The sequence below is a fragment of the Bifidobacterium sp. SO4 genome (genome assembly GCF_018555355.1).
Taxonomy (GTDB): Bacteria; Actinomycetota; Actinomycetes; order Actinomycetales; family Bifidobacteriaceae; genus Bifidobacterium; species Bifidobacterium miconisargentati.
Map to the genome: position 1 here is coordinate 31,374 of NZ_JAFEJP010000014.1, position 14,569 is coordinate 45,942.

A 14,569-nucleotide genomic window follows, 5' to 3' on the forward strand; every position below is an offset into this window, starting at 1 on the left:
TTCTATTGTGACCGTTTTCATCTATACTGAAAACAGTATTGATAAATAGGACGTCAACGATGACGGTTGAGCGAAGGATTCGTCGCCAGCGGAGGCGTGCGGGGAAGGCATTATGGCATCGGGTTTCGAACACGGGGGCACCGCCACCGGCCGGCAGGGCAAGGCCAGCCCGGCGGACATCCGGCGCACCAACCGGGCGCTGATTTTCAATCTGCTGTTCCCCTCGCAGCGTCGTTCCCGCGCCGACCTGGGCCGTCTGACCGGGCTGAGCCGCGTGGCCATCTCCGACGTGATCTCCGACATGCTGGACGAGGGGCTTCTGTGCGAGACCGGATACGCGGCCAATCCCACCGGCAAGGGCAAGCGCGGCGCGTTGCTCGGCATCGACACCTCGCGCCTCAAGATCATCAGCATCGATCTGTCCCATCCCCAGCTCATCCAGGGTGCCGTGACCGATCTGCTCGGCATTCCCCAGGACTGCATGGAAGTCGCGCTGGGCCCGGACAACCACGTCGAGACCGATGCCATCGTGCAGCTGATCGACCAGCTGCGCTCCGACCTGGACTTCGGCGACGTGCTGGGCATCGGCATCGTGGTCTCCGGCGTGGTGCAGGAGGGTACCGTGCGCGATTCCACGATGCTCGGCTGGCATAACGTGGAGCTGGGTCCGCTGCTCGAACGCCAGTTCGACCTTCCGGTGGTCATCGTCAACGACGCCATCGCGGCGATGCTCACCGAACGGTTCTTCGGCCAGGCCGGCCCCGATCTGATCTTCACCACGTTCGGCCAGGGCGTGGGCACGGCCACGCTGATCCATGACATGCCGGTCATCGGCGACCATCACGCCGCCGGCGAGATCGGTCACATCGCCATCGATCCGGACGGCCCTGAATGCCCGTGCGGCAAGCGCGGATGCCTGGAGATGCTGATCTCCGCCCATGCGTTGCGCGAACGGATGCGCCACCATGACGCGCGGGGCCGCGCCGACGTGATCCGCCAGGCCGGCGACCTGTTCGCCTCGGCGCTGGCCATGCCCGTGGGATTGCTGGACATCGCGGACGTGTGCGTGGCCGGCCCCGCGGACATCATCAACAACACGTTCCTGGAGGCGGCCCAGCAGCGGTTCGACGCCGCCACCGGCTCCTCGTTCCATGTGCGCACCATCATCCGCCGCTGCCAGGTCGGCGGCGACCTCACCCTGCGCGGCGGCGCCATCGCCGTGATCCGCCGCTATATCAACGGGTAGTTATATCAGGTAGTGAATTTCCGGCTCCCCTGCCCGAAGAGAGTTGGCAGCGAAGTTGACTGAGGGGAGCAATCCAGACAAAAGGATGCTCCCCTCAGTCGTCTCCGACGACAGCTCCCCTCAGAGAGGGGAGCCAGGTGAAGTGTCTTCACACCGCCAGTGCGGCACCGAGCGCGCCGATGGGCTGGTCCACGGGGGCGAGCCTCAGGCGGTCGGCCAGATGCAGGCCCTTGAGGAACGGGCAGTCGGCCTCGCGGCGGAACAGCTCGTCGCTCATTACATCCAATAGCGGCTCACCGGTCTTGGCCATGCCTCCGCCCACGATGATCACGCGCGGGTCGAACGCCTGGCCCACGATCTGCAGCGTATCGCCCATCGCGTGCGAGACGATGCCGAGCACCCGCACGGCGTCGGCCTGTTCGCAGTGCGCGCGTTCGATGAGGTCCGGCATGGCGGGCCTGCCATCCGCGGGCCACAGCCGTTGCACCGAGGCCCCGGAGCATACGGTCTCCAGGCAGCCTCGCTGACCGCACGGGCATGCGAACCGGTTGGGATCGATCGGGATGTGGCCGACCTCCCCCGCCGCTCCGCTGAAGCCATGCTGCAGCACGCCGTCCACGATGACCCCGGCGGCCAGACCGGTGCCGAAGTTCAGGAACACCACGGTTCCCTCGCCCCTGGCGCCCGGTACCAATTGCGCCGCACCGAGTGCGGCGGCGTTGACGTCGTTCTCCACGCGGACGGGGATCCCGCCCAGCCGCTCCCCCACTTCAGGACCCAGGGCGAGCGTGTCGATGTCGAGATTGACCACATGGGACACGGTGCCGGCATCGGAATCGACCTGACCGGGCGTGCCGATGCCCACGCCGGCGAGTTCGCCGAGATGATCGCCGGCCACCGTGCGCACCAGTGCCGTCACATCCTCGACCACGTTGCCGGCGCCGCGGCGGGCCGGCACACGATGGCTTGCCGCGACGTTGCCGGCGGCGTCCACCAGCACGGCCTCGATTTTGGTGCCGCCGATATCCACGCCGACCCGATATGTTCCCTCATGTACGTTGTTCCGCGTTGGTTCACCCATGCTTCCTTGCCTTTCCGAAGTTCCCAACCGTGTTCCCCGGCCGTCGTTGGCCGGATACGCATGCACTCCCGCTCACTCCGGCCCGCGCCCGACATGCTCCGACGGGCGACGAACCGGCACACATACAAAGCCGGCCTGCAGGAGGAGTAGGTACCGCAGGCCGGACGTTCATGGCGTGATCCGCAATCGTGCCGTCGATTTACAGTTCGCGCCAGGCGATGCCGCTGGGGCCGAGATCGAAGTGCTCGACCTCACCGGAGGGCAGCGCCACATCGGTGGACTGCGCACGATCGGTGTTGTTGATCACGCAGTACCAGTGCTGTTCGGGGAATCGCGCCACCTCGCACTCGGGGTTGGTGGAGCTGAACGCCGCGTACTTGCCTTCGTTGTGGGAGGCGTAGAACAGGATGCGTTCGAGCAGGCGGGCGTTGGCCGCGGAGTACGGCAGGCCGGAGACGTACACGCCACGTCCCTTGCCGTACTCGTTGACCGCGAGCTGCACCTCGCCGCCGTCGGCCCTCAGCAGGGTCACGTTCTCGTTGATCGGGAACGTGTTGGCGATCGCCTCGCCGAAGTCGATGCCGCCGAGCGGGGCCTTGCCCTGGCCGCCGCCGCAGCCGGACAGCGGGATGCGGTAGCCGGCCTCGCTCCAGGCCTCGCGCGCCGCCGGATCGACGTGCACGTCCTCGGTGATGAAGTGGTCCGGGGTGACCGGCGGGAAGTACTTGTCCACCGACAGGGTCTGGAAGCGTTCCTCGTCCACGCCGAGCACGTCGGCCAGCTGGAAGAAGCGGCCCTGGAACCACTGGGAGCTCGGCTCGCCCACGCCCACGAGGGCGCCGCCGCCGCGCACCCAGGCGCGCAGCGTCTCGGCCAGCCTGGGCTCCCTGGTCCACACGTCGCCGCCGGAGTAGGCGGTGTCCACCGGGCCTCCGGTGATCACCACGTCGATGTCCGGATCCACGCCGTGGTCCAGCACGTCGTCGAAGCTGATGAACCGTACGTTGACGCGCATGCCGGAGAGGGCCTCGAGGATGCCGTAGTACGAGTAGGTCTGCTTGTTGGGCAGGGCGTGGGCCACCGTGTACGCCATCCAGGAGCGCATCTTGCCCCAGGAGTTCAGGATGGCCACGTTGAGCTCGCCTTCGGCCGCCGCTCCCCCGGTGCGCTCGTGGATGTCGCGGAATTCGTCGGCGATGTGCGTCACTGCGTCCACGAACTTGGGGAACTTGGCCGCGAGCGAGAGGTAGCCGCCGTAGCCCATGCGGGCGATCGGCGAACGCAGGATGGCGCGGCGGGCCTTGCGCCAGTTGTCCCATGCCTCGATGCTCGGATCGTTGCCCTCGTAGAAGGTGTCCGGGAAGAAGTACGGCAGGAAGCGGCCTTCGGTGTACCTGACGCCCTTGATGTCCGCGATCATGCGGGTGGTGGTGCCGTCGCCGATGGAGCCGACCACGGCGTCCAGGCCGAGGTCGCCGAAGCCGTCCTTGTAGGGTTCGGTGCCGATCCACTGGTCGCCGAGGAACATCATGGCTTCCTTGCCGGCGGCGTGGGACATGTCCGCGAGCTTCTTGACGTTCTCGCGCACGAAGCCGGAGAGGAAGTCGATCCAGTCGCGCTGGGCCTTGCGCGGCACGCGCCATGCGGAGTTGTAGCAGCCGCCGTCCACGAAGTCCTCCGGACGCAGACGGTAGCCGTACTGCTTCTCGAAGTCGTCCAGGGCCTGCGGGCTGACGGTGCAGGAGCAGCCGAACCAGTCGACGATCTTCTCACGGTGCTTCTGGTCGAACAGGAGCGTGAACTGGTAGAAGAAGGTGGTGAAGCGCACCACGTCGGTGGTGGGGTTCTCCGCAAGCCATTTCTCGAACGTGTCGAACACGAACTTGCGGGTGGCGGGATGGTAGATGTCGAACGGGATCTCGTGTTCCTTGTCGCCCCAGTCGTTGGTGAGATGGTTGTACATCTCGACCGGGTCCCAGATGATGTAGGCGAGGAACGAGGCCGTGTACTCGTGCATCGGGGTCGCGCCGGTCACGGTCACGCTGTGGGAGTCCTTGTCCACGGACCAGTTCGCCGGATCCACGACCTCGCCGGTGGTGCGGTCGATGACCTCCCAGTACTTGGCCGGGTCGGCGTCATAGTTCGGGGTCAGCTGCTCCTCGTAGAACGTGGCCATGAGGTCGATGGAGACGGTGTCCGTCTCGGCGAGCACGCGCTGGGTCAGCAGGTAGACCTGCGGCGTCTCGTCCATGTGGAGGGTGATCCACTCGTTGTGCGCGCGGGTCGGGAAGTAGGCGCTGTAGATCTTCTTGCCCAACGCCAGGACGGCGTCGTCCAGATGGGTGCCGTCCGAGTTGCGGATGGCGTCGGCGCCCCACAGTTCGGCCAGTTCCTTGGTCTTCTCGGCGAAGTTCTCCTCGCTGGGAAGCGTGAAACGTCCAGTGGTGGTCATGAAAGTGTTACTCCTTGTAATTTCGGTAAGAGGTGGCTCCCCTGATTGAGGGGAGCCACCGAGACAATCGGTTCGGCACCGGGCTGTCCGCTTCGCGGCATCGCCTCCGGCCCCCGCAAGAACGGACCTCGCTACGCTCGGACTCAATCCGACCTTCGCTCGACTGTCGCCTCGCTCAGGCTGAGCCTACGGACAGTCCACTGGACTGTCCGCTTAACGGCTCAGCCCTTGACCGCACCGGCGGCCAGGCCGGCCTGCCAGTAGCGCTGGAGGCCGAGGAACAGGACGATCACGGGCAGGACGCCGAGCAGGGCACCCATCATCAGGGCGCCGCGATCGGTGAACGTGGCCAGCGAGACCATGCCGTACAGGCCCAGGGTCACGGGCTTCAGGGTGTCGGACGAGACCATCATCAACGGCAGCAGGAAGTTGTTCCAGGTGGCCACGAACAGGAACAGGAAGATCGTGACCATGGCCGGGGCGAGGATCCTCAGCACGATGGTGAAGAAGATGCGCGCCTCGCTGGCGCCGTCGATGCGGGCCGCCTCCAGCAGTTCGTTCGGCACCGAGGTCTGCGCGTACACGCGGCCCAGGAAGAAGCCGAACGGGGAGACGCAGCACGGGATGATGATCGAGAGCATCGTGTTGGTCAGGTGCACGGCATGGAAGATCGAGTACTGCGGGATGGTCAGCAGCGCGGCGGGCATGAGCATGCAGCCCATGATCACGCCGATGGCGATGTTCTTGCCGCGGAAGTTGAACTTGGCGGTGGCGTAGCCGGCCATGACGGCCACGAGCGTGCCGATCAGGGCGGAGACGCCGGAGTAGACCAGCGAGTTGAGCACCCAGCGCCAGAACTGGCCTCGGGTCCAGCCCAGCAGCGTGGAGTAGTTCTTGGCAATGGCGCCCGGCAGGTCGGTGATGCCGACCGCGAACCACAGGCCGTTGCTGCCGGTCATCTCGCTCGGGGTCTTCGTGGAGGCGATGATGGCCCAGTAGATCGGGAACAGGAAGTAGATCAGCGCGGCGACCAGCACCACGACGGTGACGGTCTTGACCAGCGCGGAGGGCTGCATGGAACGGGGCAGGTCGTTGGCATGCTGGTCACGGATCTTGTCGGCCTTCTTGCGGGCACGCGCGGCGGCACGGGCCTCCTTGCTATCGACGTTCACGGCGCTCATTCCGCGTTCACCTTCCTTTCAACCAGCGTGTACGCCACGGCGAGCACGCCCGCGATCAATGCCATGACGATGGCCACGGCGGATGCGGGTCCGTCGCCGCCCGGCGTCAAGGTGCCCTGCGAGGTGTTGAGGGCCATCATCATCGGGGTGTACGACTTGGAGATGCTCGGGTCGGAGATGGTCATGACCTGCGGCTCGTTGAACAGCTGGATGGTGCCCACGATGGACAGCAGCATGGCGAGCAGGGCCGCGGCGCGCACGTTCGGCAGCTTGATCTTCATGGCGATCTGGAAGCCGTTGGCGCCGTCGATGCGGGCCGCCTCGTACAGGTCGTGCGGGATGGCCTGGAGGGCCGCGAGGAAGATCAGCATGTTGTAGCCGGTGAAGGTCCAGGTGGTGATGTTGGCCATCGAGCCCAGGACCACGTTGTCGGCGAAGAAGTTCACCTTGATGCCCAGGGCGGCAAGGCCCTTGACGATCGGCGAGATCTGGCCGTTGTACAGGTAGACCCAGATGATGGAGGCCACCACGCCGGGGATGGCGTACGGCAGGAAGTAGCCGAGGCGGAAGGCGGTGATGTGCTTGACGATGTACGAGTCGACGAGCATGGCCAGCGCCAGTGCGGCGATGATCATGATCGGCACCTGGATCAGGGTGTAGATGACCACCCTGCCCACGCCGGCCCAGAACGCGCCGGACGTGATCACGTACTGGAAGTTCTGCAGTCCGACGAACTTGTTGACCAGTTCGCCGCCGCCGTAAGCGCCACCGCCCACGGTGACCTGGCGGAAGAAGCTGGAATAGATGGCCCAGACGATGGGCAGGATGAACACCAGGGCGAACAGGATGGCGAAGGGCGCCATGAAGGCCCAGCCGGTGCGGTTCTCACGCCGTGCGGCATCCGACCGCTTCGGCTTGGCGGCACGCTTGGCGACCCCCGTCTTCGCCGGTTGCGTTGTTGCAGTCATAGGAAACCTGTCTTTCAAAGAACAGTGCGGGATACAAAAAGATTCGTTGCGGGCGGCGGCGATACCTCGAACGGCAGCCGGGCCGCCCTTCATAAAGAAAGGCCGGAGCGATGAACTCCGGCCTTTCGGTGTGTGGAACAGTCAGTCTCTTTCCGGTAAAGGCCCCGGCGGACCGACCGTTACTCGGCTACGGACAGGCCCAGGTTCTTCAGCGTGTCGACGGACGTGGTCTGTGCCTCGGAGAAGATGTCCGCGACCTTGCCGGAGCCGTCGGAGGCCTTGGCGGCGGTCTCGTTCATCTTCGCGGCGACGGCGGAGAAGCCGGGCATGTAGGTGAAGTCGCCCATGTTGTTGTTCGCGGTCTTGAACTCGGACATGATGTCCTGGCCGCCGAAGAAGGTCGACCAGTCATCCGGGGTCTTGGCGTCCTCGGTGGTGGCCGCCGGGACCAGGCCCTGGGAGACCAGGTCGGAGATCTGGGTGTTGAACCAATCCAGGAACTCCATGGCTTCCTTCGGGTGCTTCGAGTTCTTCAGCACGGCCACGGCGGAGCCGCCGTCGGGGCCGGTCTTGCCGGCGTTGCCGAACCAATCGCCGAGCTGGGCGACCTGCCATTCGCCGGAGCCGGTGCCGCCGGAGGAGGTCATGAACAGCGGGGCCTCCCAGGCGGCGGCCACGGTGCCGATCAGCTCACCGTTCTTGATGGAGGCGTCGAAGGTCGGATCCCAACGCGGGTTGGTGGTCACGGCCTTGGCGTCGAGCAGCTGCTGGTAGAAGTCGGCCACGGCCTTGGAGCCGTCCGTCTCGGTGTTGACCACCCAGGCGTTGTCCTTGACCTTGTACCAGCCGCCGGAGGCGCCGGCCAGGCCGGAGATCATGTTGCCGGCCTCATCGGGCTGGTAGGACATGATGTACTTGCCGGCGGCGGCGGCCTTCTTGGCCGCGGCGATGAAGTCGCTGGCGCTCTGCGGGACCTCGGTGATGCCGAGCTTCTCGAACTCGGCCTTGTTGTAGAAGTAGACCAGCGGGCCGGTGTCCTGCGGCAGGCCGTAGGCCTTGCCGTCCACCTGCACCAGGGAGTACGGGCCGGAGGCGAAATCGTTCTTGTACTGCTCGGCGTACTGGGTCACGTCCTGCAGCATGCCCTTGGTGAAGACCTCGGGCAGCTCGGCGTAGCCGACCTGGGCCAGATCGGGGGCCTCGCCGGACTTGACGTCGGTCTCGAGCTTCTTGATCATCTCGGAGGCCTTGCCGTCGAACTTGGTGGCCTTGACCTGGATGTCCGGGTGCTCCTTGTTCCACTTGGCCACGATGTCGTTGACCAGCACCATGCCGTCGTTATCGGGCAGACGATGCATGTAGGTGATGTTCACGACGCCGCCGTCGGACGAATCACCCTCGCTGGTTCCGGTGTTCGACTGGGAACCGCATCCGGCCAGTCCCATGGACAGAGCGGCCACCGCGGCCAGACCGGCCATAAGTCGCTTGTTGAATGAAACCATGTTCCTACTCCTCTTCGAGCTTGGTTCGTTGCCGTTCTTCCTTGGCAACTACGTTCAGGGTACGGCGCGAAAGCGTCAATGTCAACTACCTTTACATTAACCGCGTGTCCACTTCTCCAGCCTTGCCGTGTAAACGGTGACATTTCGCGATACTCCGCGAAATCGGCCTATTTGTCAACATTCTTTACATCAAACGGAAACACTCGCGAAACATGTGATACACCGCTAGACCCCAGTCCCCGCGGGCGCGCACGCGACACGCCGCCGCATCGCTTCGTTGCGTTAATACATTAACCGCGTTAACATCTTAACCAAGTTTAGATTCAATGCTGAGTGTGAACCACTCGCGACGACGCACGGCAAGGAGGACACATGACCATCATGGCGATCGAAGCCAATCCGGCCAAGTCCCGTGCCACCGTCTCCGAATCGAACCGTTCCCGCATCCTCAAGCACCTGTACCACAACGGCATCAGCTCCCGCGCCCAGATCGCCAAGGCCCTGGACCTGACCCCCGCCGCCATCACCAAGATCACCGCCCGTCTCATCGAGGCCGGCGTCATCGAGGAGACCGGCGACATCGAAGGCTCCAAGAACCGCCGTTCCATCGGTCTGGAGCTCGACACCGCCCGATTCCGCATCATCGGCATCAAGTTCGCGCGCTCGCTCGTCCAGATCGGCGTGTTCGACCTGTGCGGCAACGCCCTGAGCCTTGAGAACCTGCCCACCGTCTACGACAACACCATCGACGACACCATCGCCATCATCCACGAGCGCATCACGCAGCTGCTAGCGGATGACCCGTCCATCGTCGCCGTCGGCATGGCCGTGCCGGGCCCCTACCTGCGCAACGGAGGCCGCACCGCCGTGGTCTCCAGCATGCAGGGCTGGCGCAGGATTAACTTCATCAAGGAATTCTCCGCCGCCTTCCGCGTGCCGGTGTTCACCGAGCAGGACGCCCGCGCCGGCGCCCTGGCCCACTACCTGTTCGACCCGGCCGTCCACACGGAGGCCAACCTCTCCTACTACCTGCTCGGCGAGGGCGTCGGCCTCGGCGTCATCGACAACGGCCGCCTCATCAACGGCTACCTCGGCGCCGCCACCGAAATCGGCCACATCTCCATCGACGTCAACGGCCGTCCGTGCGACTGCGGCAACGTCGGCTGCCTCGAGCGCTACTGCTCCACCCCCGCCATCCATGACATGCTCATCGAGGACGGCGAGGTGGTGCCGGGAGCCGCGGCCATGACCCACACCGATGCGGTGCGCGCGCTGTTCGCCAAGGCCCGCGAGGGCGACGAACGCGCCCGAGAGATGATCCGCGAAATCGGACGCTACGTCGGCTACGGTTGCGTGACCATCTTCAACGGCTTCAATCCCCGGCACATCATCATCGGCGACATCGTGGCCGAAGCGGGCCCGCTGCTGCTCGACGAGGTGCGCCGCACGGTGGACGAACGGTCCATCCCCGAACTCAACGAAACGACTTCCATCACCCTGTCCACACTGTCGGCGGACGCGGCCGTCTCCGGCGCCGCAGCCGTGGCGGTCACACAATTCCTGGAACATCCCTCGATGTTCTTCGACGTCTCGTGACGACGCGGGACGCGGATAAAACAAAGATTTTCCCTACGGAAGAAACCAAACAAAGGAAAGGAAACAACCATGTCTAACCCGATCGTTCTGAGCCTGGGTGAGCTGCTGTGGGATATGCTGCCGGGCGGCAAGCGCGCCGGCGGCGCTCCGGTGAACTTCGCCTACCACGCGATGAAGAACGGTGCCGAGGGCTGGTCCGTCAGCGCGGTCGGCGAGGATGAGCTCGGCGACGAACTGGTGGCCAAGGCCGAGGAAGCCGGCATCAACACCATCATCCAGCGCAACGCCTGGCCGACCTCCACCGTCGAGGTGGCCCTGAAGAACGGCATCCCGGAGTACACCATCGTCAAGGGCGTGGCCTGGGATCACATCGCCTACACCCGCCAGCTCATCGACGTGGTCTCCAAGGCGGACGCCGTCTGCTTCGGCACCCTGGCCCTGCGCTCCCCCGAGTCCCACGCCACCATCACCGAGCTGCTCAAGCAGACCAAGCCGGGCGCGATGAAGTTCTTCGACATCAACCTGCGCGGCGACCACTACTCCAAGGAGCTCATCGAGGAGCTGCTGGGCTACTCCACCGTCTTCAAGATCAACGACGAGGAGCTGCTGCTCCTGCGCGACATGTTCGACATCCGCGGCACCTCCGGTGAGGACGCCTGCCGTTGGTTCCTGGACGAGTTCAACTTGGACTACGTGATCCTGACCGCCGGTTCCGCCTACTCCACCATCATCTCCCGCAAGGGCGAGTCCTCCACCGTGGACACCCCGCACGTCGAGGTCGTGGACACCGTCGGCGCTGGCGATTCCTTCTCCGGCACCTTCACCGCCCGCACCCTGCTGGGCGACTCCCTCTCCGAGGCTCACCGCAAGGCCGTCAACACCGCCGCCTTCGTGTGCACTCAGGCCGGCGCCTGGCCGGACTACCCGGAGCAGATGCCCGACTACCTCGCCGAAGCCGGCAAGTGAGTCGACCTCTTCCATCCCATCCCGCGGGTCGTTAGCACCCGCCCGATAACCTCCTTTCCTCCCGCTTTCGGGTATGGCTCACGCCGAGGCAACGCCGCTTCGGATGCATAACCAAAACACGCTTCCCCAGCGTGAGCCATACCCGATTGACGCGGAAAACCCGGCCGACGCAGGCCGGAACATAACTGAATATCGACACAGATTCATTGCCTCATTGCAGTTAAGAAAAAGGGATTCATAATGAGCAACGAAACCACCAAGACCGGCAACGCCGGATTCGCCAAGATCCTGCCGGTGATGTTCGCCTTCTTCGTCATGGGCTTCGTCGACCTGGTCGGCACCGCGACGAACTACGTCAAGGGCGAGTTCGCACTGGCCGACGGCACCGCGAACCTGTTCACCACGATGGTGTTCTTCTGGTTCCTCATCTTCTCCGTGCCCACCGGCATGCTGATGAACAAGATCGGCCGCCGCAAGACCGTGCTGTGGTCCATCCTCGTGACCCTCGTGGCCATGGCCCTGCCGATCATCGCCTACGTGGCGCTCTCCGGCACCGCCCGCCTCGTCCTGATCGTCATCTCCTTCGCCTTCCTCGGCATCGGCAACACCCTTATGCAGGTGTCCCTGAACCCGCTGCTGACCGTCTTCGTCAAGGGTGACAAGCTCGCCTCCACGCTGACCACCGGCCAGTTCGTCAAGGCCTTCGCCTCCCTGTTCGCCCCGTACATCGCCATCTGGGGCGCCACCAAGCTCGGCATGTGGTGGATCCTGTTCGTGATCTACTTCGTCATCGGCATCATCGGCTACATCCTGCTGGCCTTCGACAAGATCGAGGAGCCCGCCCCGGACGCCGGCACCACCACCATCGGCCGCTGCTTCAAGCTCCTGTTCTCCGACGCCATCGTGTTCCTGTGCTTCCTCGGCATCGTGGCCCACGTGGGTGTGGACGTCGGCATCAACGCCCAGGCACCGCGTATCCTGACCGAGCACACCGGCGACCAGTTCACCGAGATCGCCGCCACCGCCACCATGGTCTACTTCATCGCCCGTATGATCGGCTGCTTCACCGGCGGCATCGTGCTCCAGAAGATCTCCAACAAGGTCGGCCTGCGCATCTGCGGCGTCATCATGACCCTGTCCGCCGTCTGCTTCGCGATCTTCGCCCTCGTGCAGGACAACCCGCCGGTCTGGCTGTTCTGGGTCGCCGTGGCCCTGGTCGGCTTCGGTAACTCCAACGTGTTCTCCCTGTTCCTGTCCCACGCCCTGATGTACCGTCCGGATCGTCAGAACGAGATCTCCGGCCTCATGCTCATGGGTCTGATCGGTGGCGCCATCTTCCCGCCGATCATGGGTGTGGCCGCCGACGCGGCCGGCCAGTTCGGTGGCATCCTCGTGATGGCCGTCGGCTGCCTCTACGTGCTGGTCATGGGCTTCGGCTACAAGATCCTCGAAGGCAAGAAGGCCTGATCGCCTTCACCGGTTCCCGGTCGGTCCGCGCTGACTGACCTCGGACTTTGAAAAACCGCCGCTCCCCCATCGGGACGGCGGTTTTTTCGTAGGTTCTGTTAGACCAAGATTGACATGAACCCATGTCTGGCTACCCCTCAGTCGGCTTCACCGACAGCTCCCCTGACAAGGGGAGCCAAAATGAGGGCCATGTCAATCTTGTCTTAACAGAGCCTTTAACGTATGTCGCCGATCATGCCGCCAAGATCGGGCCCGGTCGGGACATTGTTTCAATACGAAAAAAGGCGCCGCTCCCCTTTCGGGGAACGACGCCTTTCATGGTGGAGTCGCGGGGAATTGAACCCCGGTCCGATGACCGAGCCCGCAGTCTTCTACGTGCGTAGTCTGCTGGCCGTGCGGCGGTTTTTCTGCCCCCCATCTGTGTCGCAGACAACCGATGGCGAGCATATCCGCAGTAAAAGTCCCGATGCAGCCCTGAGGCTCAGCTACATCAGCAAGTCTTCTTAACGACGCTCAGCATCCCCCCAAAGACGAGAGAGAGTGAACGGAGCGGCTGCTCACTGGTTAATCCTGGCGCGAAGCTCAGGCAGCGAGAGCGAACTCAGTGCGGTTAGATTTAGCACTTATTCTTTTGCCGGGGTCATCCACGAGCGGACCCGGCGTTCTCGGCACGCTTCCCTGCAGCGAACAGGTCACCGTCGAAACCGATCGACCCCAATCTTGAATTATCAAGCATCCGACTTTTCAGCCGGACTTTTCAAGATACACCCGTTCGTCCGACCGCGCAAGCCGTACGCGCTGGACGAAATCATTTGATGATCGGTTTGAGCGGCGCGGAGACATCCACCTGATGCCGCTCCCCTATCACGTTCGGATCGTTGATGATCTTGTCCACCACGGCCATCTTGAGCTTGAGCTGGGAGGAATCGCCCCAGACGATCACCCGTTCGCCGCCGTCCAACGTGGTGGTCACGGAGTCCTGCGTCTCGGCGGTCACCTTGGAGATCTGCTGGCGCATCGATTCGGGCAGAGCCCCCAGGATGGTCAGCGCCTCCTTGACCGAGCGGTTCTTCAGGCTCGTCTCCACGTCCTTGACCTCGATGACCGGAATGCCATCCACGTCCTTGGACGAGACCGAATTGAGCACGCGGGCCTCGGCATCCACCGCGGTCAGCGTATCACCGCTTTTGAGCATGGCGGCGGGCTTCTGCGCGGTGATCTCGACGCTCATGGCCTTCGGGAATCGCCGTGAGACCTTGGCTTCGGACACTCCGGGAATGTCCTTGAGCTGGTTCGCCACGTCGTTCGTGGAGACCAGGAACAGCGACTTGCCGGCCTGCTTGTCCGCGATGGCGTGAATGGTCTGGGCACTCACCCATTCGTTGGCGCCGGTCACGCTGATCGCCCCGGTTTCCAGGCGGAACACGGTGGAGAAGAACAGGAGCCAGGTCAGCCCGGCCAGCACGGCGATGCCGGCAAGTGCCGCGAGCACGTGGACGGCGATCACACGGGCACTGGCGCGCTTGCGTTCCTTGGCACGTTCGGTGAAGTCCACCACCTTCGGACGCGATGCGATGCCGAGCATGCCGGTGGTCTGGTGCAGGGTCTCGGTCACGTAGTCCTCGCTGCGCAGGCGGCGGGCGTCCACGAATGCGCCGGCCTGTCCCTTGGCCACCGTCACGTCGGTGGATGACGGGCGCTCGACCGGGGCAGCGCCACGTCCTCGGACCCTCGCCGACTCCCCGTCATGATGCGAGGCCACCGCACGTGGCTTGCCGGCACGGGACGTCGCGGGCTTGGACACGGTCCTTGCGAAGGGATTGAACGAGCGGGACGCATTGCGTGAAGGTGACTTGGCGCCCTGGTGCGTCCCGGACGAAGCCGAAGCGGCGGCACCGCCCTGTCCCGAAGGCTTCGAGACGAACCGCGCGCCGGACTGGGCGGTGGACCGCGTCACGCCTCGTGCAACGGACTTGGCCGGCGATTTCGTGGCGGACTTGCCCGCCACACGCGCCGCGGCACGCACGTTCTGCCGGGTCACGGCGCTGGCGGCCGGTTGTGCGGGGAACGACGAGGACGACATGGAGACCGAACCGGTCTGACGGACGGT

Annotated in this window: 10 protein-coding genes and 1 other RNA gene; 4 read left to right on the plus strand and 7 right to left on the minus strand. The window is 64.4% G+C overall.

All coding sequences use genetic code 11. The annotated features are described in order from the left end of the window. The first annotated feature begins 112 nt into the window (after positions 1-112). Positions 113-1,246, plus strand: coding sequence for an ROK family transcriptional regulator (locus JS536_RS09265; RefSeq protein WP_214356708.1), 1,134 nt, complete (start codon positions 113-115; stop codon positions 1,244-1,246). A 148-nt stretch (positions 1,247-1,394) separates the two neighbouring features. Here JS536_RS09265 and JS536_RS09270 read toward each other — a convergent pair whose 3' ends face one another. The 5 genes from JS536_RS09270 to JS536_RS09290 form a co-directional block, all read right to left on the minus strand. Continuing rightward, on the minus strand, positions 1,395-2,327 hold the full coding sequence (locus JS536_RS09270; RefSeq protein WP_214356709.1) for an ROK family protein: 933 nt from the start codon (positions 2,325-2,327) through the stop codon (positions 1,395-1,397). Between the two features lie 199 nt (positions 2,328-2,526). Beyond that, on the minus strand, positions 2,527-4,779 hold the full coding sequence (gene gnpA, locus JS536_RS09275; protein ID WP_214356710.1) for a 1,3-beta-galactosyl-N-acetylhexosamine phosphorylase: 2,253 nt from the start codon (positions 4,777-4,779) through the stop codon (positions 2,527-2,529). Between the two features lie 221 nt (positions 4,780-5,000). Continuing rightward, entirely contained in the window at positions 5,001-5,951 is a 951-nt protein-coding gene (locus JS536_RS09280) for an ABC transporter permease subunit (protein WP_214356734.1), read from the minus strand. Positions 5,952-5,956: 5 nt separating this feature from the next. After that, entirely contained in the window at positions 5,957-6,928 is a 972-nt protein-coding gene (locus JS536_RS09285) for a sugar ABC transporter permease (protein WP_109057739.1), read from the minus strand. A gap of 179 nt (positions 6,929-7,107) precedes the next feature. After that, positions 7,108-8,430: an extracellular solute-binding protein gene (locus JS536_RS09290; RefSeq protein WP_109057740.1), complete on the minus strand. Its 1,323-nt coding sequence runs from the start codon at positions 8,428-8,430 to the stop codon at positions 7,108-7,110. Between the two features lie 381 nt (positions 8,431-8,811). Between JS536_RS09290 and JS536_RS09295 the strand changes: the two genes are divergently transcribed. The 3 genes from JS536_RS09295 (at position 8,812) to JS536_RS09305 (ending at position 12,459) form a co-directional block, all read left to right on the plus strand. Continuing rightward, positions 8,812-10,026, plus strand: coding sequence for an ROK family transcriptional regulator (locus tag JS536_RS09295; protein WP_214356735.1), 1,215 nt, complete (start codon positions 8,812-8,814; stop codon positions 10,024-10,026). Positions 10,027-10,095: 69 nt separating this feature from the next. Next, complete coding sequence (locus tag JS536_RS09300) at positions 10,096-10,992, plus strand: carbohydrate kinase (protein WP_109057741.1); 897 nt, start codon at positions 10,096-10,098, stop codon at positions 10,990-10,992. 240 nt (positions 10,993-11,232) lie between these two features. After that, entirely contained in the window at positions 11,233-12,459 is a 1,227-nt protein-coding gene (locus JS536_RS09305; protein ID WP_109057742.1) for an MFS transporter, read from the plus strand. A gap of 318 nt (positions 12,460-12,777) precedes the next feature. Here the strand turns inward: JS536_RS09305 and ssrA are convergent. Together ssrA and JS536_RS09315 are read right to left on the minus strand one after the other, a co-directional pair. Then, positions 12,778-13,175, minus strand: a transfer-messenger RNA (tmRNA) gene (ssrA, locus tag JS536_RS09310). A gap of 92 nt (positions 13,176-13,267) precedes the next feature. Next, entirely contained in the window at positions 13,268-14,140 is an 873-nt protein-coding gene (locus JS536_RS09315) for an FtsQ-type POTRA domain-containing protein (protein ID WP_346427478.1), read from the minus strand. Between the last annotated feature and the right edge of the window lie 429 nt (positions 14,141-14,569).